Genomic DNA, 20,596 nt, shown 5'->3' with positions numbered 1-20,596 from the left:
CTCCTGACGAAGAGGCGTTCTTTGCCTCACAGGAAGGCGCGAAATGACCGACTGGTCTAGTCACCGGAGCTGGATATCAATTAAAAGCGGAGGTGACTTGCTCAGAACAGGAGGGCATTGGAGCTCCTGACGAAGAGGCGTTCTTTGCCTCACAGGAAGGCGCGAAATGACCGACTGGTCTAGTCACCGGAGCTGGATATCATTAAAAGCACAAGCGGCTCGTTTAGAACAAGAGCCATATCTCAAACAAAGGCCCTATTACTTCACCGTAATAGGGCCTTTTATTTACAACAGTTCATAATTTGTTCAAATTAATTCCAGCAAAAGGGTTGATTTATAGAGATTACTAGATTATAATTATTACAAATTAGTAATTGATATCACATAACAACTCAAAAGGAGATTGATCATAATGAACAAACAAGTAATCGAAGTATTAAACAAACAAGTAGCAGACTGGAGCGTTTTATTCACAAAACTTCACAACTTCCATTGGTACGTAAAAGGACCTCAATTCTTCACATTACACGAGAAATTCGAAGAACTTTACACAGAATCAGCTACTCACATCGATGAAATTGCAGAACGTATTTTAGCAATTGGCGGCAAACCAGTAGCAACAATGAAAGAATACTTAGAACTATCTTCTATTCAAGAAGCAGCATACGGAGAAACTGCAGAAGGGATGGTCGAAGCAATCATGAAAGACTACGAAATGATGCTAGTCGAACTGAAAAAAGGCATGGAAATCGCTCAAGACTCTGACGATGAAATGACATCTGACCTACTACTAGGCATCTACACAGAACTAGAAAAACACGCTTGGATGCTACGTGCGTTCTTGAATCAATAATAATTAAAAGCGGAAGCGGCTTGCTCAGAATCGCAGGGCATTGGAGCTCTCGACCTTGAAGCGCTTTTTGCTTCGAGCGAGAGAGTGAAATGACCGGAGATTCTAGCCGCTGGAGCTGGATATCACCTAAAAGCGGAGGTAGCTTGCTCAGAATGTGAGGGGGATGGAGCTTTCGACGTAGAGGCGCTCTTTGCCTCGCAGGAAAAAGCGAAGCCACCGAACATTCTAGCTACCGGAGCTAGATATTACTTTAAAGCGGAAGCGGCTCGTTCAGAGTCGCTTTTTTCTATAGATTGATCGCGCATGCTGGTACATGAAATTTATATCAGCGATTTTTCCAATATATCGGCGATTCCCCCCAACATATCAGCGATTTTCCAATTATATCGGCGATTCCCTCCAATATATCAGCGATTTTTCAATTATATCGACTTATCGACAAATCACGACAATATTAACAAACACCTCTCCCCTACTTTTATCAATATATTACAATCTCATCTATGTTAAAATATAGGAAACACCCTTTAGCTTTTCCAAATTCATCATTTACTACTTAAATGACGGGAGTGGTTCAGTTGAAAGACTACTTAATTAGAGCATTTTTTGCGTTAATAACAGTTGGGATTCTCTTACTTATAGCTAATATTTTCAATATACGTGTCGAGGTTAAGGACTATGCTTTCCTCGTTGTCGTAGCAATTGGTGGCGGCTGGGGTGGCTGGTACCTGTATAAAAAACAAAGCAATCAAAATAATAAAGGCATTCCAAAGTAATACGGAATGCCTCTTTTTATTGCCTTCTGTAATAAATAATGAAATTCAGACCACTAATACAACCAATCGCAATAAACATACAAAACGATTGTGGATCTCCACCTAGATTATACTCATCAACGATAAACCCAGACATAAACAACGTTATCGCGGAAACACCGATACACAATACCGAGATAAACCAAAGCGAAAATTCATTAATCAACTCTTTCTTCTGTCTCAAAACAATTAGCATAACAAGAATAGATGCTGCTAAAATACTTTTAAAAACCGGTCTTAAATACACAAACTCCTCCATCTCTTTCTCCTTTTCCAAAAACATTACACCTAAAAATTAACATATTTAACCAAATTAAAAACACATGCCATCTTAAATTAAAACGACATGTGTTTCCGTATTTGCTATGATAGTTGCTTCCACTTCGTTCCCAAAACAGGACGCTCATAATTTTGGATTGCATGAATTAGTTTATCTGCTGTCTCTGCTGAAACGATCAATTCTTTATTTGATGGATTCATAAATCCTTCTTCTGCTGCACGTTCAACCATTTGCAAAATTGGTCCGTAAAAACCTTTTATGTTTAATAAACCAACCGGCTTATTATGTATACCAATTTGTGACCAACATACAACTTCAAATAGTTCTTCAAACGTTCCGTATCCACCTGGAAGCGCAATAAAAGCATCTGCAAGCTCTGCCATTTTCGCTTTACGTTCGTGCATCGTCTCTACTTCAATTAATTCTGTTAATCCTGTATGCACAATTTCTCCTCGGAATAGACCGCGCGGCATAACACCTGTTACACGTCCACCTAAACGAAGAACTTCGTTTGCTACTTCTCCCATTAATCCGACACATGAACCACCGTATACGAGCTCATAGTCGTTCTCAACAAACATTTTACCTAACTGAATTGCCTGCTCTTTGAATTCTGGTCTCTCCCCTAAATTAGAACCTGCAAACACACAAATCTTTCTCATTCCTACACCCCGAAACTATATATTGTTATGATACAATGAACATTGTACAACATATTGAGGAGATGAGGAAGAAATGGATATCGTTGCATTTCAAAGATGGGTTGAGGAATTTTACGAAAAACGAAGCTGGTCACAGTATAATGCCTTTATTCGCTTAAATTTCTTAACCGAGGAAGTTGGGGAAGTTTCACGAGTCGTTCGTGCTATTGAAATCGGGCGCGATCGCCCTGATGAAGATGCGAAAACAGAAGAAGAGCTAAAACAAGAACTAAAAGAAGAACTTGGCGATGTACTATCTAACCTTATTATTCTTTCGCAAAAATATGATTTAGACTTACAAGATATTATGGACGCACACGTCACAAAGCTTTCGAAAAGGTTCGAAGCATCTAAATGAGAATATTATCAATTATGGTATAATATTCTTGTCACAATACTAAGGGGGATTTTATGTTATCAAAAAAATTGCACGACGCATTAAATGAACAAATGAACTTTGAATTTTACTCTGCCCATGCTTATATGGCAATGGCTGCTTACTGTACAGCTGAGAGCTATGATGGATTCGCTAACTTTTTCCTTGTACAAGCTGAAGAAGAACGTTTCCACGCAATGAAGCTTTACAACTATATTAATGACCGCGGAGAGCGCGCTATTATTACTGGATTTGATAATCCGAATAACGAATACGAATCTGTATTAAACGCTTTTGAAGTCGCACTTGAGCACGAGCGTGAAGTAACGAAACGTATTTACAACTTATCTGATATCGCTTGGGACGAGCGTGAACATGCAACAATTACATTCTTAAAATGGTTCGTTGACGAACAAGTTGAAGAAGAAGCTTCATTTGATAGCATCATTCAAAAATTAAAACGTATTACAAGCGATTCAAACGCACTGTTTATGCTAGATGCTGAATTAGAGAAACGTACATTTACGCCTCCAGCTGAATAATATTTCAATCACCTTAATACATGAATTAAGGTGATTTTTTTGTTTGCTCTCTATCTTAAAATCACCTTAAATTTCCTCATATTTGACATAGTGCCAGCTATAAAATGGTATTATTTTCAATATAAAAACGAATATACGAGGAGAGGAAAAATGAATCAACGTGTAGAATCTGTTGATGCAATTCGTGGTTTCGCTTTGTTTGGCATTTTACTAGTCAATATGACATTAATTCAATTCGGGTTCTTCACCAGTGAAAAACCAACTTATCTATTCGGCGATCTTGATAAAGGCGCTAATTGGTTTATTCAATTCTTCGGTACACATAACTTTATATCCCTATTTTCTTTTCTATTTGGGCTTAGCATTATTTTGTTACAAAAAAGTATTATCGCAAAAGGAAAAAAATTCTTCCCCACATACATAAGACGTATTATCATTCTTTTACTACTAGGCTACATTCACGGCACTTTTGTTTGGGAGGGCGATATTTTATTTGCATACGGAATAATCGGGATTTTCTTAATGATGTTCATCAATCGAAAACCGAAAACTTTGCTCATTTGGGCGATTATTCTACTCGCACTTATTACACTTATGTCTTATCAAACTGATCCATCTACAAATATAAATGATTTTGCACCTTATACTGAAAAAGAACATAAAGTCCATCAAACTGGAAGCTATATGGATCACGTCAACTTTAGATTGACTGAAAATCCTTTTGATTACATGGGAATTGACGGTGCATTCGGATTATTTTTCATATCAGTTTTCGCAATAATTTTTATGTCTCCACTGTTCCTACTCGGAATGTATGTAGGGAAAAAAGGCTGGCTATTTGAGGTCAGTAAACATATACCTGCTGTCAAAAAAATATGGTTTGCCACCGGTCTCTTCTCTTTTACAATTAAAATCTTAGCTATGTTCGTAAAGCACCCGCTTTTAATTATGTTACAAGATGGCCTTACACCAGTAACTATGACCTTCTTTTACGGAAGCACAATCATTTTATTATTCCATTACAAAAAAGCAACCCGTCTACTAACATACATGGCGAACATGGGGAAAATGTCCGTTAGTAATTACTTAGCTCAATCTATTATCGCAACAACCATTTTTTACGCATATGGATTTGGCTTATACGGGAAAATCGGCTATTTCTTCGGTATTCTTTTAACCATCGGAATTTATACGATTCAATTATTCGTTAGCACCTATTGGCTCCAGAAATACCGAATGGGGCCAGTGGAATATGTGTGGAGACTGGGAACTTATTTAGAGAAACCACGTTTTAAAAGAGACTTGGATAAAGCAAGTTAAACAAAAAAAGCAATGAGCCTACGCTCATTGCTTTTCTTAATTTATTAAAGCATAACCCCAACGATAATCGCTGATAATATACTTACTAATGTTGCACCGTATACAAGTTTTAAACCGAATGATGATACAACGTTTGCTTGTTTGCCATCGATACTCTTCGTTGCACCTGCGATAATTCCGATAGACGAGAAGTTCGCAAATGATACAAGGAAGATAGATAAAATACCTACTGTACGAGCTGATAAATCACCAGCTACTTTTCCAAGGTCAAGCATTGCAACGAATTCGTTCGTTACTAATTTTGTTGCCATAATTTGTCCTGCTTGTAGCATCTCTGATGTTGGAATACCCATTACGAATGCTAATGGTGAGAAGATGTATCCTAAAATGCTTTGGAATGTGATTCCGAAAATTGAATCGAATACACCGTTAATTGCTGTAATTAATGCTACGAAACCGATTAACATCGCCGCTACTGTTACAGCGATTGAGAAACCAAGCATAATATATTCGCCTAACATTTCAAAGAATGTTTGTTTCTTGTCTTCTTGTAATTCTAAAATATCGTCTTCTTCTTTTACTTCATATGGATTAATGATATGAACGATAATGAATCCACTGAATAAGTTTAATACAAGTGCCGTTACTACATATTTTGGATCAATCATTTTCATATAAGAACCGACGATTGACATCGATACTGTAGACATTGAAGATGCACAAAGTGTGTATAAGCGATTTTTCGGTAATTTGCTTAGTTGATCTTTTACTGTAATGAATACTTCCCCTTGACCAACGATTGCAGCTGCTACCGCATTATATGATTCTAGTTTTCCTAAACCGTTAACTTTACTTAATAGAAAACCGACTGCACGAATGATAATCGGTAAAACTTTAATATGTTGCAGAATCCCGATTAATACTGCTAAGAAAATAATCGGTAATAATACTGTTAAGAAGAATGGTGCTTGTCCATCGTTTGCTAGACCACCAAATACGAAATTAACCCCAGCTTCCGCAAATTTTAAAATAGCGCCAAATCCATCTGCGATTCCTTTTACTAATACGAATCCGACCTTTGTATTTAGTAAGAAATACGCAAGTACCAATTGAATGACAAGCATAAGTGCAATTGGTTTATATTTAATTTTCTTACGATCTGAACTGATAAGGAAACCTAGTACAAACACTACAAGTAAACCGACTAGAAACATTACGAACTTCATATGTGAATCCTCCACTTCTCCCACGAGTTATTGGTCGTATAACGTATAACGAATGACGTCTGACCATTGTTGTTAAAAAAATTTAAAACCCCTAAAACTATTCAACTGTCATCTAAAATCAGTAAGCGTTTACATAAATTGCAATTTATAAAAGGTAGCTTCTTCTCTCCTACCATAATTGAAAGTCTGAAATTGATACCACCTACAAATCAAATTGTAAGCGTTATCTAGACGAAATGCAATATAAATTTTAAAAGATTTTTATATGTTAATATATTCCTAATTAATTGGTTTTTTCATGCAAATTTACCATAAAAATAGCCCTAGCTATGAGCTAGAGCCATCTTTTTTATAACATAACACCAACGATAATCGCTGATAGAATACTTACTAATGTCGCACCGTACACAAGGCGTAGACCAAATGATGATACAACATTTGATTGATTTTCATCGATACCTTTCGTTGCACCTGCGATAATTCCGATAGATGAGAAGTTCGCAAATGATACAAGGAATACAGAAAGGATACCAACTGTACGAGCCGATAAATCACCAGCTACTTTTCCAAGATCAAGCATCGCAACAAACTCGTTTGATACTAATTTTGTTGCCATAATTTGTCCCGCTGTTACCATCTCAGCTTGCGGGATACCCATTACGAATGCTAATGGTGAGAAAATATATCCTAAAATAGCTTGGAATGTAATACCGAACATTGAATCAAACAAGCTATTAATTGCTGTAATTAATGCTACGAAACCAAGTAACATAGCCGCTACTGTAATCGCAATCGTGAAACCAAGCATAATGTACTCGCTTAGCATTTCAAAGAATGATTGTTTTTTCTTATTTTCTAATTTCAGTGTATCTTCTTCTTCTGTAATATCGTACGGGTTAATAATATGAATGATAATGAAACCACTAAATAAATTTAATACAAGTGCTGTTACTACATATTTCGGTTCGATCATTTTCATATAAGAACCAACGATTGACATCGACACTGTCGACATAGAAGATGCACATAATGTATATAAACGATGTTTTGGGATTTTACTTAATTGATCTTTTACTGTAATAAATACTTCTGCTTGTCCAACAATGGCAGCTGCTACTGCATTATATGATTCTAGTTTTCCTAGACCATTTACTTTACTTAACAACGTACCAATAGCACGAATAAATATCGGTAAAATTTTAAAGTGTTGCAGAATTCCGATTAAAACCGCAAAGAATACGATTGGTAATAGCGCTGTTAAGAAGAATGAAACCTCTCCTTTATTAACAAGACCACCAAATACGAAAACGATTCCAGCTTCCGCATATCCAAGAAGTGCGCCAAATCCATCTGAAATTCCTTTTACTAAAATATAACCAACTTGCGTATTTAATAAGAAATAAGATAATGCTAGCTGAATAATAAGCATAATTGCGATTGGTTTATACTTAATCTTCTTTCGATCGGCACTTATAAGAAAACCGAGTACAAATACAACGAGTAATCCTACAAGGAACATAACAAACTTCATTAATAAAATCCTCCATTTAACTCTTCATTAACGTTGAACGTCTGACCATTCAAAACAAGAAATAATCCGAACTTTCCATTTCTCCTCCGTAACCTTCGATTGGATAGGAAATGTCATAAAAACTCTTGTTTCAAAGGCATTTTCCATTCTAACATAAATCACAACTCATATCCGCACTTTTCTTTAAAAAATTACATTTAATTATGAAATGCTCATAAATGTTCGTCTTTTACCATCTATAAACAGCTGGATAAAACAAAAAATGAGCATCAAGTTTCACTTGATGCTCACCTCATTATACTGCTTTTTCTTTATCAGCTACTGCTGACTTATCCCAGCACTCTGTATTTTTCAAACCTGGAATAGAATCCACATAGAATACCGGATCTTTCCCTTGTTTCTTTTGCTTTACGTAATCTGATAATGCCGCAAAAGCATACTTAGAGAGGAATACAATCGCCACTAAGTTAATAACAGCCATAATACCCATGAATAAATCTGCTACATCCCAAACGATTTGAATTGTCGCTACAGATCCTAACATAACCATACCAAGTACAGCAATGCGGTACGCTGTTAATAGCACTTTACTTCCATTTAAGAATTCAATATTTGTTTCACCATAGTAGTAGTTACCTACTAATGAACTGAATGCAAACAAGAAGATTGCAACTGCTACAAATATAGAAGCCCATGGACCGATATGTTGACTTAACGCCTGCTGCGTTAATTGAATTCCATTTAAATCAGCTGCATTATGCACATCTGATAAAAGAATAATAAATGCTGTACAACTACAAATTAATAATGTATCTGTAAATACCCCTAAAGTTTGAATAAAACCTTGTTTAACTGGATGCGTTACGTTTGCAGTCGCTGCTGCGTTCGGCGCACTACCCATACCTGCTTCATTTGAGAATAACCCACGTTTTACTCCTAATAAAATCGCAGCTCCTAATCCTCCGCCTACTACTTCTTTAATTCCGAAAGCATGTAAGAAAATTTCTTTAAATACATATGGAATTGACGTAATGTTTGTTACGACAACGAATAATGCCACTGCTACATAAATAATTGCCATTACTGGAACAATCATTTCAACCGCGCGAGCAATTCGTTTTACTCCGCCGAAAATGATAACGGCAAGTAAACCAGCCATAACAAGACCTACTAATCTACTATCTGTTTTGAATGCCCCATCAAAAGCTGCCGCTACAGTATTAGACTGTACAGCATTAAAAATCAATCCGAAACTTACTGTTATTAGAACAGAGAACACAACACCTAACCAGCGTTTATTTAAACCCTTTTCCATATAATACGCTGGGCCCCCACGGAATGCATTCCCATCTTTCACTTTATAAATTTGCGCTAATGTGCTCTCTACAAATGCAGAAGCACCCCCAATTACCGCGATTAACCACATCCAAAATACTGCTCCTGGACCACCCGCTGAGATTGCGATAGCTACACCAGCTAAGTTACCAGTACCTACACGAGAAGCTGTACTCATACAAAATGCTTGGAATGATGATACGCCACTCTTCTCTTTTTGCGCTTTTCTCGTTTTCGAGCTTGCTCCATCCCCAAGTAATCGAATCATTTCACCGAAGTAACGAACTTGGACAAATTTCACACGAAATGAAAAATAGAGCCCTAACCCAATTAACATCGCAATAATGACATATGACCAAAGGATATTATTTACATCCCCAATTACCCTAGCTAAAAAATCCATATTTGCATTGCCCCCTCTTCCTAACAATAAGAAAATTATATTCTAAAAACTTTTAGTAATCAAGAACTTTATGTTAGGTTTTATGACATGAATACGTTAACTATCTTAACATACGTGTTTTTTTCATAAAAATATAGCTATTACATGCATTTATCCAATACTCAATCTCTTATCCTCTTCGACCAGCCATACTTTTAAAACAGTACGTTCCCCACAAATAACGAGAGGAACAAACAAAAAAGTTATATTAATAATTACCCCTCACCCTTTTCATCATTTACTACAACAAAAAAGGCGAGCATCAAATTTACCTCGATGCTCGCCTTTTCAATTACACTGCTTTTTCTTTATCTGTTACCACTGGCTTATCCCAGCACTCTGTATTCGTTAAACCAGGAATAGAATCTGCACTGAAGACTGGATCTTTCCCTTGTTTCTTTTGCCTTACATAGTCTGTTAATGCCGCGTACGCAAATCGGCCAAGAAGTGTAATCGCAATTAAGTTCGTTATTACCATTAGACCCATAAATAAGTCTGCCATATTCCATACAACTTGAAGCGTCGCAACAGAACCGAATAATACCATTCCAACTACCGCAACACGATAAATCGTTAACCACGTTTTGCTTTGCTTAATAAATTCAATATTTGTTTCACCATAGTAGTAGTTTCCTAGAAGTGAACTGAAAGCGAATAAGAAAATAATAATCGCTAAGAAACTGCTCGCCCATGGACCAATTTGTGAACTTAATGCATTTTGCGTTAATTCAATACCTTCTAAGTTCGTTGCTTTATATGCACCAGAACATAGTACGATAAATGCTGTTGATGTACATACTAAGAATGTATCTACTAAAACACCAATTGTTTGAATAAAACCTTGTTTAGCTGGATGCGTTACATCAGCCGTCGCTGCCGCGTTTGGTGCACTACCCATACCTGCTTCATTCGCAAATAATCCGCGCTGAATACCATATTTCATCGCAGCACCGATACCACCGCCTACAGCTGAATCTAAACCGAATGCACCTTTAAAGATTTCTGTAAACACATCTGGTAGTAAATAGAAGTTTTTAATAACAACGAAAATCGCTACTGCAATATAAAGAATTGCCATTGGCGGAACAATCATTTCCGACATACGCGCGATACTTTTTACACCACCAAAAATAATAACCGCAACTAATACTGCTAATACAATCCCAACAACGTAACGCTCAATACCAAATGCATTTTTAAACGCTAATGTAACTGTGTTTGCTTGTACTGAGTTGAAAATTAAACCGTAACTAATTGTAATCAGAATAGAGAACCAAATCCCCATCCAACGTTTATTTAAACCTTTTTCCATATAATAAGCAGGACCACCACGGAAGCCACTGCCATCTTTTATTTTATAAATTTGTGCAAGCGTACTTTCGACGAAACTTGAAGAAGCCCCGATAATCGCAATAACCCACATCCAAAATACAGCTCCAGGTCCTCCCATAGAAATAGCTAACGCTACACCAGCTAAGTTCCCGATACCAATACGAGCTGCAGAACTCATACAAAATGCTTGGAACGATGATACGCTGCCCTTTTTACGTGTCTTTCCAGTTAGTCCATCACTCATTAAACGAACCATTTCCCCTAAATGAGTAATTTGTACGAATTTCAATTTAATAGAAAAATAAAGCCCTAAACCAATTAACATTGCAATAAGAATATATGACCAAAGAATTGTATTTGTTGATGAAATAAATTGCTCTAAAATATTCATACAATTAACCCCTCCTTTTCTCCATAAAACGAATTATATTTAAAAAACATTCAAAAATCAACATTTTTCGACAATTTGCAATTTCCAAATATTAGCCAGGTTCACAGTAACAATATCTTTATGACTGACTACCCTCCCTCTAACTGTGCATACTAAAACAAAAAATAAATTCACAAACAACCCTATTGACAAAAATACCAACCTGTAACTATAATGATTACAACAGGTTGTAACAAACATAATTACAACAAATTCATTTACTTTCAGATATACACTTTAACAAAACACTTTGGAGGGATTTATTATGAAAATCGGAATTATCGGAGCAACTGGTAAAGCAGGAAGTCGTATTTTAAAAGAAGCATTGGATCGCGGACATGAAGTAACTGCAATCGTAAGAAACGCTGCAAAAATTACAGAAGAAAACGTAAAAGTTTTAGAGAAAGATGTATTCTCTCTTACATCTAACGACCTGCAGGCATTTGACGTAGTTGTAAATGCATTCGGTGCTCCAGCAGGCGAAGAACATCTTCACGTAGATGCAGGAAACGTACTTATTGAAGCTATGAAAGGCGCACCAAATACAAAATTACTTGTAGTTGGAGGCGCTGGAAGCTTATTTGTAGACGAAGAGAAAACAACACGTGTATTTGAGACACCAGGTTTCCCGAAAGAATATCTTGCAACAGCTCAAAACCAAGGTAAAAACTTAGAAATTTTACAACAAACAAATGATATCACTTGGACATTCATCAGCCCTTCTGCACTATTCGCATTAGGAAAACGCACTGGTTCTTACAAAGCTGGCAAAGACAATCTTCTTGTTAACTCAAAAGGTGATAGCTACGTAAGTTACGAAGACTTCGCAGTTGCAGCACTTGATGAGATTGAAAACCCAAAACATGTAAACGAACGCTTCACAGTAGTTTCTGAAGCTGAATAATAGAAAAAGCTCGTAAAACATAATGTTTTACGAGCTTTTTTTATTATTACACTTGTTCTAAACCATTTGGAGTAACCTTAAAGGAAATTTCTTTAAACTTTTTCTTATCTCCTTTTCCAACTAACTCACTCTTTTTATACCAACTTAAACGATCTGACTCGGCATGATACACTTTCAATACGTCACCATACTCGAACGCCATACCATTTACTTGTTCTGCAAAATTCTGCGAAGTTTCTTGTCCTTCTGCGGTTACATGCTTTTTCTCAGTTCCATTTTGATCATAAATCGTAAGGCCTATATACTGTTCATTTACAAAGCGATAATGAATCTCATCATTTGTAAATGTTGCATGTAATTTCTTTTCAGCGTGGTTTAACGTAATAATTGAACGTGTAACATCGGACACACCTTGATAGACTAGACTATCCCCATATGTCACTTCTACAGGAACTTCCGTCACTTTCTTATTTCCAAATCGATCTTTCGTTTCTACTTTCACTTTTTGCTGACCAATTTTTGTCGTATCTATTTCCCCTACAAAACCTACTACTTCTCCACCCTGTACTTCAACAAAGTTCTTCGCGTCTAGCGTTTCGCTATTTGTTCCGATTACTACTTGCTGCGGATTTGCTTTTACTGTTTGCTCACCGTCTAATCTTTCAAATCCATTTTCAGTTATTTTGAAGACTAATTCCTTTATCTCTTTACTTTTTCCTTCGCCCACATATACATCTTTTTGATACCAATGTAAACGAGAAGATTCCGCATGATATACTTTCACTACATCTCCATACTCAAATGCAATTCCATTTACTTCCTTAGCAAATTCTTGCGTATTCTCTAAACCTTTTACTGCTATATTTTTCTTCACTCTTCCTTCTTTATCGTACAATGTGAATTCAAAATACTTTTCATCTTTAAAGTAATCATGAATTAGGTTCTTTGTATCTGTCGCACTCAGTTTTTTCGTATCATGATGCAAAGTTACAATTGATTTTAAGTCACCATCTCTATAGCTTAGCCCATATACAAGTAGGCTATCTCCATATGTTACTATTAGAGGAACTTCTGTCACTTTCTTATTTCCAAATCGATCTTTCGTTCCTACTTTTACTTTTTGTTCTCCGATTTTTGATGTATTTGGTTTTTCTGCAAAACCAACCACTTCTCCATCTTTTACTTGTACAAATTCTTTCGGATCTAGTTTGTCTACATCCATTCCGACTACTACTTTTTGCGGTTTCGCCGTCACTTCTTGTAAACTATCTTTTAATTCGAACCCTTGCTCAGTGATTTGGAATAATTTCTCTTTTTTATTTTTAGCCTTCCCTTGATCTACAAGTGTATTATTTTGGTACCACTTCAGACGATCCGGTTCTGCATGGAATACTTTTACTACATCACCATATTCAAAATCCAATTCATTTAGTTCCATCGCAAATCTTTTTCCCGTTTCTTGTCCTTCTGCAGATACACGTTTCTTGTCAATCCCATTTCGATCATATAGCGTTAAGCCCATATATTCTTCTTTTTCAAAACGGTAATGTATTTCATTATTAGTAAAGTTTACATTTAATTTCTTCTTATTGTGGTGAAGTGTCACTGTCGACATTACATCATCTGAAAGTCCTTGAAAAACTATACTGTCATCATAAAATCCGTTAACTTGGACAGGAATTGAATTTTTATTTCTTTTCTCATCCCCAATTTCTACTAACACTTCCTGTTTACCATTCTCTAGTTTAGGCCATACAATCTTTCCTGTTACTTTTACATTCTCACCTAAATTTCGAACAAGTTTACTTGCTTCATTCTCGTCAGAATCTGTACCAACTAAAAGATTTTGTACTTCATTAGCAGGTTCACCATATGGAACCTTATACGGTTCAACTTGCTTCTCACGAATATCATTACTATCTGTAGCTTTCCAGATTTCCTTTTCTAATTTAGGTAACTTTGATTTTTCTATTTTCTCTCTAATATCATCATTTGGTGTTAATCCCCATTCCTCAAAGAAAGGAATTAAATTTTGCCCTGCCACTTGCGATGTCATATAAATAAATAGCTGCTTTTTCTCTTCATCAGAATGAGGCATTTCACTCTGAGGTAACAAACGATAAGCTTGATGTAACCTAGGATAAAAATGTTCTCCATACACTACATTTAATTGCCAAAACATTGTAAGAGGATTAATGTCATCAATGAATCTTTCTGCTTTAGGCTTCTCTAAATACTCAAATGAGTTTTTATAGTGCTCATCCATTTCTAATTGATTCCCTAACGCCTTTTGAACAGCTAATGAGTAAATATTTACTGTTACTTCCCTTACTTTAGACCACTTCCACGGTTCTTGCTGATGTAAATGACCAACTTCATGCCACGGTCCCCATCCATCCTTCTCAAGTACCTCTATATCTAAAACTCTATTCATTGCAGTTGGAATATATCCTGTATGATAATGTTTTGCAAACATAAAGTCCCCTTTAGCAGGCTTCCGTTTTTCAACAAACTGAACATAATGAGTTGGAGATTTTGCAAACCCAACACTGTCCTCAGATAACCCTGCCACCGCGTTTTCTAAACGGATAATCTTATCATGCAATTTCATTAAATCTGTTGGATCCGTATTCTTCATATATTTCTGCACAGAATCGTAAGTAGTAGTAATTAAGCTTCTCTCACCTTTTAATTCAACTGCATAAGGATCCTTATATTTTTTTAACATTTCATCCCAATCTTTTTTTGTATGCTTACCTAAAATAAATAAAGGAAAGTGACTACCACCATTTGTAACGGAAGCTGTTACTTCTCCTTCGTTATTCATATTATAAAAATATAAAATACCGCCTCTTGAAGATGAAATAACATTTTTCCCTGGTTTTAAATCAAACTCCTCTGGGTCCTTTTCATCATAAGATCTCGTTCCAATAAAAGCTTGGATAGACTGCGTTCCTTTTATGTCAATTGTAATCTCTTCATTTGGCTCTGCATAAATTCCAGTCGGTTCATTAGCGGAAAGTTTCCAAGTAACTCTTAAACGATTATTTTCTTCTTCTACGCTACCTTTCCCCGGCAACTGAAATACTCTCTGCTCAAAATTATTCTCTTTTACCTCTTCTAATTTCCCACCTTTATTTTCTTCCAAAGGTGCTGCATATCCTTTCGATGCTTCGAAAGCTACTGGCGATAATAATGTAGATATACATATTCCAGCTACTAATACCCTACTCGTCTTTTTCTTCGACATAATCTGTGTCCCCTGTTCCTTTATTTAGATAAACTACCCTATATATTCATCTAATAAGTAATCCTATTATTTCTATAAAAAAATTTAATGAATGGACTAACACCTCGCGCACCTGTATCTATTACTACCGCATTTCTCTCCATGCATTCGCTTTCTTACATTGTAAAATTTATATGTAATATGCCCTCCTCACTTCTCTCTATTTGTGATGAGTTCTCTTGCTACATAAAAAAGAGAATAGTAAAAGATATTTTTCAGTATTGTCATCTATACATCTAAAAATAAAAATAACAACAAAAACTTACATTTTCTTCATATATGACCATCTATAGGTAGTTTTTCCAAATGAATTTTACACGCTTTACACTTTGTTTGATAGCCTCTCTAATTAGAATAATGTTACAATTTCGTGAATAAAATCTATTTATTGTAACGTTTAGATTTTGTCACATTTTATTATTTTCAAATACTTTTTAAAACGTTAAAATAGTGTTTCACTCGATTAATTATTATCTTGATATACCTTTAAAGAATTCATATGAAAAAGCATTGGCATACGCCAATGCTTTTTCATTATCTCTTTTGATTCGGTTTATGCGGTTCATTTGGAGTATATGGCTTATTTGGTTTATTTGGAGCCTCAGCCTTTTTCCAACTTACCGCTAACTCTGGACTTGTTTTTTCTTCACTACGCTCAAGTAATACTACTGCATTTTGAATAGTCGATGTACCTTTATGCGCAATCCCTTGTAATTTCGTTAAATTTCCTGATACTTTAAAGCTAAATCCACCAGCTGGTGTTTGTTTCGGAATTAAAATGCGGAACTTTTCTCCTACATTAAATTCTGTTTTTGTTTCGCCTTTTTCATTTGCAAATTTCACGCCCGCTGGCGCACCTGTTGCTTGCACTTTATACGTTCCGCTTTTTGCATTTGTTTCTACTGTATATAAACCTGTTTCAAAGAAATCATTTTTTAATACTGCTTCTTGTTCTTCTGTAGGAGTTACACTCATCGTAATTTCTTGTAACTCTTCACTAGCGCTTGCTTTTGCAACGATGTCTTTCGTTACTTTCTCTACATTTTTATTGCGGAAATCTAAATCATTAATATCGATTTGTTTTAACGCATTCCACACTGCAAGCTGCGTTGCGTAATGTGCTTCTCTCCAATCAGAAACACCTAATTCTTGTGGACTCTTTTGTGGATATCCATTCAATAGTACACGGTATACGTTAATATCCACTTTCCCCATTTCCGGTAAATCTTGACCGCTTGGAGATTTCAAATCTACATTTAAGCAAAAAGCAATTTTGCCATCTGCCGTTTTAATAAGCTCTGTTCGAATTGGTTTCTTCTTTGACTTACTATAACTCCAATTCATTTCATACTTTGTATGGTCCATAACTTCTGCAAATGCTTTTTGAAGCGGGAATAACACAAATAAAACACTTAAAAACATAGCTAAAATCTTGAACGATTGCTTTATATTCATGTTTACAGCCCCTTATCACAAACTTAATACTAAGTAGTATTTATTTAGAAACTATTTTTATGCACAAAAAAAGAGTGCTTTTACGCACTCTTCTTTCTTACTTTAATCTTAGAAATCGAAGTTATCAGGATCCGGACCAACGCGGTGATTTTGATTTAACGCATCGATTTTTTCCATATCTTCTTTCGTTAATTCGAAATTAAATATATCGGCATTTGCAATAATGCGGTGTTCTTTCGTTGATTTTGGAATAGTGATTACTCCATTTTGAAGATCCCAACGTAAAATAACTTGCGCTGTTGTTTTACCGTGTTTCTCAGCAATTTCTTGTAATGTTTCATTATCTAATAATTGACCTTGCATAAGTGGTGACCATGCTTCCATTTGAATACCTTGTTCTTTACAGAAAGCTTGTAATTCTTTTTGTGTTAAACGAGGGTGGTATTCTACTTGGTTAATCATTGGTTTAATTTCTGCATCTTTCATTACATCTTGTAAGTGATGAATTTGGAAATTACTTACCCCAATTGCACGTACGCGTTTTTCTTTATAAAGTGTTTCTAACGCTCTCCACGTATCTTTATATTTCCCTTCTACAGGCCAATGAACAAGGTATAAATCTAAATAATCCAGCTCTAATTTTTTTAAGCTTTCTTCATATGCAGCAAGTGTCGTTTCATATCCTTGATCCGAATTCCACACTTTTGAAGTAATGAATAAATCTTCACGAGAAATGCCTGCTTCTTTTATACCCGCGCGAATTCCTTCACCTACAGCTTTTTCATTTCCGTAAATTGCAGCTGTATCAATGCTGCGGTATCCTGCTTTAATCGCCGATTTCACTGCTTCTACAAGTTCTGGTCCATCCTCTACTTTAAATACACCTAAACCGAACCAAGGCATTTCTACACCATTATTTAATACTGTTTTACTTTGTAAGTTTTTCATTTTATTTTCTCTCCTTTTATTTTACTTGATCTCTTTTTTCTAATGTCATACTCCACGCAGTTAAAACAACAGCACCTACTACCATAATTCCACCTACCCAAGCCGTATGAATTAATCCTAACGAGTTCGTTACAATACCACCCAAGTAAGCACCAAGAGCAATTCCTGCGTTAAATGCTGCAATGTTAATCGCCGATGCTACATCAACAGCGCTAGGTACAAACCTCTCAGCTAATATAACAACATACACTTGTAGCCCTGGAACATTCATAAATGCGAATAGTCCCATGAAAATAATTGTGATGAATCCAGCGACTTTAAATGGCGCTGTAAATGTTAAAACAAATAATACAATCGCTTGAATAAAGAACATGTAAAATAACGCTCGAATCGGATTATGATTTGATAATTTTCCCCCGACCATATTCCCAATCGCAATTGCAATTCCGTATACTAACAAAATAATTGTAACGGTACTTGCTTTAAATCCTGTTACTTCTTGTAATAACGGAGATAAATACGTAAATGTTACGAACGTTCCCCCGTATCCTAATGCAGTAATAATAAATACAAGTAACAGTCTTCCATTCGTAATCAGCTTAAATTGATCGCGAAATGATACAGACGTACCTTTTTTTAAATTAGAAGGAATTAGCATACTATTGGCGATTAAAGCAACGATTCCAATGGCCACAATAACAATAAACGAGGCCCTCCAGCCAAATTGTTGACCGATAAATGTTCCAATTGGTACACCTGTAATAGTCGCAACAGTTAAACCAGTAAACATAAATGCTATTGCACTTGCACGTTTATTCTCAGGTACAAGCGCAGCCGCAATTGTAGATCCAATTGACATAAAAACACCATGCGCAAATGCAGATACAACCCTCGCAATAAGTAACACAGTAAAACTTGTTGCTACCGCCGCAATTCCATTACCAATAATGAAAATAATCATAATCCACATTAATAACGTCTTTCGCGACATACTAGCTGTTAATGACGTTAATACTGGAGCACCAAACGCTACTCCTAATGCATATAAAGAAACAGTTAACCCCGCTGTTGTAACAGAAACATGTAAATCCTCTGAGATAGATGGTAATAAGCCGACACTAATAAATTCAGTTGTACCAATTCCAAACGCACTAATTGCTAGTGCTAATAAAGCAAACATACTTCTCCGATTCGTCTGCATAACCGAAGAAGATACTGTATATGAATTCAATTGAACTCCTCCTTAATGCGAGAAATCCAATCATAATAGTATGATAAAAAGGCCTTTTTATCTTCTACAAAAATAACTTTACTGTTGATATACGCTATTATGAATGGCTTTACTCTTTTTTTGAAGAACGCACTTAAAAGTACGATAGGTACCTAAAAGTAACATAGGCACTTTTTAGTACCGTACTACTCATTTCCCTCTTACGTATGCTATTATGGAACATATTCAACATGATAAAAAGTACGTACTTTAAAGTGCTATAGGCACTTTTTAGTAACATTTAATTATTTAGCTTCTTTTGTTGGAGAACTTAAATCTACATTCATCAAAGGAGATTTTTATATGAAGAAATACAATATTCCCGTTGAAGCGACTTTAGAGGTTATCGGTGGAAAATGGAAGGTTGTTATCCTTTGTCATCTAACGAAAGGCACAAAAAGAACGAGTGAACTAAAACGTTTAATGCCTGGGATTACACAAAAAATGTTAACTCAGCAATTACGTGAATTAGAAGACGATGGGGTTATTCAAAGAAAGGTATACAATCAAGTACCACCAAAAGTAGAATATTCACTTACAGAATACGGTTGGTCTTTAGAGTCCATTCTTGATTCTCTTTGTACTTGGGGCGAATGCCATCTTGAAAAAAGCGGTAACACATCCATGCTAATTGTAGAAGGTGAATAATAGGAAAAAGGAAAAAACGAACATGAATTTGTTCATTTTTTCCTTTTTTTCTTTATATGTATATACATTTCTAACTGGAACAAAATATTTTATACGCTTTCATACCTTGTCAGCACTACGTTATACACTTAATATCAAATAATTAGGAATCATTTTTATGTTAACATAGGTGTATATAGTATATAATATAGGATATATATTATATACACTTTCCGGTAACGGAGCTTTTCCATTATGCGGACAAGCCATGTATCGGACAGTTCATAAATAATAAGTAAGACGTTATGGTTTTAGATTTATGTTTGCAGCTTACTTGCTGTCATAAATTTAAAGGCATTTTATTGTGTTTTGTGAAACTTTGTATAAAGTTTCGTAAACGTTTACTATCTTACTTATAAAAAATAAGAGTATTGCTATCGTAAAGGAGAATTGGAGATGCCAGAAACTATGACTCAAACAAAGCCAGAACAAGAAACTGTACAAATTTCTGCTAGCCAAGGACAACTTGATGTACTTGATCAGTTGTTAAAACCTGAGGTACAAGAATCATTAACAACACTAGTAGAACAGCTTCCAAAATTAACTGAGCTTGTTAACATTTTAACTAAGTCTTATGACTTCGCTCAAACTGTTGCTACTGATGAAGTATTAAAAAGCGACACTGTTGGTGCAATTACAGAGCTTGTAGAACCTGTAAAAGATACAGTGAAAAGCATGGCTGCAACTGCAATCGAAGCGAAAGATCGTGCTGAAGAAAGCAACGAAGTTATCGGCCTATTCGGTCTGTTAAAATTACTAAAAGATCCACAAGCACAAAAAATGTTCCGCTTTGTGAACGCATATCTTCAAATTAGTGCAGAACGTAACAATAAATAATTTAACTTATAACAACAATTAGT

At 35.6% G+C, this 20,596-nt stretch carries 18 protein-coding genes; 8 read left to right on the top strand and 10 right to left on the bottom strand.

The annotated features are described in order from the left end of the window. Positions 1-412: 412 nt before the first annotated feature. Together HFD78_RS10130 and HFD78_RS10125 are read left to right on the top strand one after the other, a co-directional pair. Entirely contained in the window at positions 413-853 is a 441-nt protein-coding gene (locus HFD78_RS10130) for a Dps family protein (RefSeq protein ID WP_001041895.1), read from the top strand. Between the two features lie 578 nt (positions 854-1,431). After that, positions 1,432-1,629 carry a hypothetical protein gene (locus tag HFD78_RS10125; protein ID WP_000656313.1) on the top strand — a complete coding sequence of 66 codons (198 nt, stop codon included), beginning with the start codon at positions 1,432-1,434 and terminating at the stop codon, positions 1,627-1,629. Between the two features lie 16 nt (positions 1,630-1,645). Here HFD78_RS10125 and HFD78_RS10120 read toward each other — a convergent pair whose 3' ends face one another. Both HFD78_RS10120 and HFD78_RS10115 read right to left on the bottom strand, forming a co-directional pair. Beyond that, positions 1,646-1,927: a hypothetical protein gene (locus tag HFD78_RS10120; protein WP_000390910.1), complete on the bottom strand. Its 282-nt coding sequence runs from the start codon at positions 1,925-1,927 to the stop codon at positions 1,646-1,648. A gap of 104 nt (positions 1,928-2,031) precedes the next feature. Beyond that, the gene (locus HFD78_RS10115; protein WP_001225751.1) at positions 2,032-2,610 is read right to left on the bottom strand and encodes an LOG family protein; all 579 of its coding nucleotides are present in this window, start codon (positions 2,608-2,610) and stop codon (positions 2,032-2,034) included. 73 nt (positions 2,611-2,683) lie between these two features. Here HFD78_RS10115 and HFD78_RS10110 point away from each other — a divergent pair, with 73 nt between their 5' ends. From HFD78_RS10110 to HFD78_RS10100, 3 genes are all read left to right on the top strand, one after another. Further along, complete coding sequence (locus HFD78_RS10110) at positions 2,684-3,007, top strand: MazG nucleotide pyrophosphohydrolase domain-containing protein (RefSeq protein WP_000355746.1); 324 nt, start codon at positions 2,684-2,686, stop codon at positions 3,005-3,007. Positions 3,008-3,060: 53 nt separating this feature from the next. Continuing rightward, positions 3,061-3,567, top strand: a complete 507-nt coding sequence (locus tag HFD78_RS10105) for a ferritin (RefSeq protein ID WP_000949403.1) — start codon at positions 3,061-3,063, stop codon at positions 3,565-3,567. 150 nt (positions 3,568-3,717) lie between these two features. Next, positions 3,718-4,887 (top strand): DUF418 domain-containing protein, encoded by a 1,170-nt coding sequence (locus HFD78_RS10100; protein ID WP_098255157.1) that lies wholly within the window; start codon positions 3,718-3,720, stop codon positions 4,885-4,887. A 44-nt stretch (positions 4,888-4,931) separates the two neighbouring features. Here the strand turns inward: HFD78_RS10100 and HFD78_RS10095 are convergent, their stop codons facing one another. The 4 genes from HFD78_RS10095 to HFD78_RS10080 all read right to left on the bottom strand — a co-directional run bounded on the left by HFD78_RS10095 (position 4,932) and on the right by HFD78_RS10080 (position 11,144). Beyond that, positions 4,932-6,113, bottom strand: coding sequence for a NupC/NupG family nucleoside CNT transporter (locus HFD78_RS10095; protein ID WP_000673874.1), 1,182 nt, complete (start codon positions 6,111-6,113; stop codon positions 4,932-4,934). 349 nt (positions 6,114-6,462) lie between these two features. Then, positions 6,463-7,644 (bottom strand): NupC/NupG family nucleoside CNT transporter, encoded by a 1,182-nt coding sequence (locus tag HFD78_RS10090; protein WP_000673839.1) that lies wholly within the window; start codon positions 7,642-7,644, stop codon positions 6,463-6,465. A 295-nt stretch (positions 7,645-7,939) separates the two neighbouring features. Continuing rightward, a complete protein-coding gene (locus tag HFD78_RS10085; RefSeq protein WP_000346418.1) occupies positions 7,940-9,382 on the bottom strand; it encodes an alanine/glycine:cation symporter family protein in 1,443 nt (480 codons plus the stop codon). Between the two features lie 331 nt (positions 9,383-9,713). Further along, complete coding sequence (locus HFD78_RS10080; RefSeq protein WP_001022923.1) at positions 9,714-11,144, bottom strand: alanine/glycine:cation symporter family protein; 1,431 nt, start codon at positions 11,142-11,144, stop codon at positions 9,714-9,716. 304 nt (positions 11,145-11,448) lie between these two features. Between HFD78_RS10080 and HFD78_RS10075 the strand changes: the two genes are divergently transcribed. After that, a complete protein-coding gene (locus HFD78_RS10075; RefSeq protein ID WP_000689896.1) occupies positions 11,449-12,087 on the top strand; it encodes an NAD(P)-dependent oxidoreductase in 639 nt (212 codons plus the stop codon). Positions 12,088-12,133: 46 nt separating this feature from the next. On the opposite strand, the gene HFD78_RS10070 is transcribed toward HFD78_RS10075, so the two are convergent. From HFD78_RS10070 to HFD78_RS10055, 4 genes are all read right to left on the bottom strand, one after another. Further along, positions 12,134-15,337 carry a putative mucin/carbohydrate-binding domain-containing protein gene (locus HFD78_RS10070; RefSeq protein ID WP_000038386.1) on the bottom strand — a complete coding sequence of 1,068 codons (3,204 nt, stop codon included), beginning with the start codon at positions 15,335-15,337 and terminating at the stop codon, positions 12,134-12,136. Positions 15,338-15,910: 573 nt separating this feature from the next. Further along, complete coding sequence (locus tag HFD78_RS10065) at positions 15,911-16,831, bottom strand: thioester domain-containing protein (RefSeq protein ID WP_001022515.1); 921 nt, start codon at positions 16,829-16,831, stop codon at positions 15,911-15,913. 108 nt (positions 16,832-16,939) lie between these two features. Next, the gene (locus tag HFD78_RS10060) at positions 16,940-17,779 is read right to left on the bottom strand and encodes an aldo/keto reductase (protein ID WP_000793550.1); all 840 of its coding nucleotides are present in this window, start codon (positions 17,777-17,779) and stop codon (positions 16,940-16,942) included. Positions 17,780-17,795: 16 nt separating this feature from the next. Further along, entirely contained in the window at positions 17,796-18,980 is a 1,185-nt protein-coding gene (locus HFD78_RS10055; RefSeq protein WP_162840098.1) for an MFS transporter, read from the bottom strand. A 372-nt stretch (positions 18,981-19,352) separates the two neighbouring features. On the opposite strand from HFD78_RS10055, the gene HFD78_RS10050 reads away from it, so the two are divergent. Together HFD78_RS10050 and HFD78_RS10045 are read left to right on the top strand one after the other, a co-directional pair. Beyond that, on the top strand, positions 19,353-19,697 hold the full coding sequence (locus HFD78_RS10050) for a winged helix-turn-helix transcriptional regulator (RefSeq protein WP_000760475.1): 345 nt from the start codon (positions 19,353-19,355) through the stop codon (positions 19,695-19,697). 435 nt (positions 19,698-20,132) lie between these two features. Further along, positions 20,133-20,573, top strand: a complete 441-nt coding sequence (locus HFD78_RS10045) for a DUF1641 domain-containing protein (RefSeq protein WP_001115311.1) — start codon at positions 20,133-20,135, stop codon at positions 20,571-20,573. Positions 20,574-20,596 lie beyond the last annotated feature (23 nt).

The organism is Bacillus sp. EKM501B, from assembly GCF_011800505.1.
In the GTDB taxonomy this organism is placed as follows: Bacteria; Bacillota; Bacilli; order Bacillales; family Bacillaceae_G; genus Bacillus_A; species Bacillus_A cereus.
Note: the sequence above shows the minus strand (reverse complement) of the source record. Positions and strands in the feature narration are given on the sequence as shown.

Bases quoted from the DNA above. Each gene is read 5' to 3' on its own strand.
- HFD78_RS10130 (WP_001041895.1), top strand. From the start codon at position 413: ATGAACAAACAAGTAATCGAAGTATTAAACAAACAAGTAGCAGACTGG.
- HFD78_RS10120 (WP_000390910.1), bottom strand. From the start codon at position 1,927: ATGGAGGAGTTTGTGTATTTAAGACCGGTTTTTAAAAGTATTTTAGCA.
- HFD78_RS10115 (WP_001225751.1), bottom strand. From the start codon at position 2,610: ATGAGAAAGATTTGTGTGTTTGCAGGTTCTAATTTAGGGGAGAGACCA.
- HFD78_RS10110 (WP_000355746.1), top strand. From the start codon at position 2,684: ATGGATATCGTTGCATTTCAAAGATGGGTTGAGGAATTTTACGAAAAA.
- HFD78_RS10105 (WP_000949403.1), top strand. From the start codon at position 3,061: ATGTTATCAAAAAAATTGCACGACGCATTAAATGAACAAATGAACTTT.
- HFD78_RS10100 (WP_098255157.1), top strand. From the start codon at position 3,718: ATGAATCAACGTGTAGAATCTGTTGATGCAATTCGTGGTTTCGCTTTG.
- HFD78_RS10095 (WP_000673874.1), bottom strand. From the start codon at position 6,113: ATGAAGTTCGTAATGTTTCTAGTCGGTTTACTTGTAGTGTTTGTACTA.
- HFD78_RS10090 (WP_000673839.1), bottom strand. From the start codon at position 7,644: ATGAAGTTTGTTATGTTCCTTGTAGGATTACTCGTTGTATTTGTACTC.
- HFD78_RS10085 (WP_000346418.1), bottom strand. From the start codon at position 9,382: ATGGATTTTTTAGCTAGGGTAATTGGGGATGTAAATAATATCCTTTGG.
- HFD78_RS10080 (WP_001022923.1), bottom strand. From the start codon at position 11,144: ATGAATATTTTAGAGCAATTTATTTCATCAACAAATACAATTCTTTGG.
- HFD78_RS10075 (WP_000689896.1), top strand. From the start codon at position 11,449: ATGAAAATCGGAATTATCGGAGCAACTGGTAAAGCAGGAAGTCGTATT.
- HFD78_RS10070 (WP_000038386.1), bottom strand. From the start codon at position 15,337: ATGTCGAAGAAAAAGACGAGTAGGGTATTAGTAGCTGGAATATGTATA.
- HFD78_RS10065 (WP_001022515.1), bottom strand. From the start codon at position 16,831: ATGAATATAAAGCAATCGTTCAAGATTTTAGCTATGTTTTTAAGTGTT.
- HFD78_RS10060 (WP_000793550.1), bottom strand. From the start codon at position 17,779: ATGAAAAACTTACAAAGTAAAACAGTATTAAATAATGGTGTAGAAATG.
- HFD78_RS10055 (WP_162840098.1), bottom strand. From the start codon at position 18,980: ATGCAGACGAATCGGAGAAGTATGTTTGCTTTATTAGCACTAGCAATT.
- HFD78_RS10050 (WP_000760475.1), top strand. From the start codon at position 19,353: ATGAAGAAATACAATATTCCCGTTGAAGCGACTTTAGAGGTTATCGGT.
- HFD78_RS10045 (WP_001115311.1), top strand. From the start codon at position 20,133: ATGCCAGAAACTATGACTCAAACAAAGCCAGAACAAGAAACTGTACAA.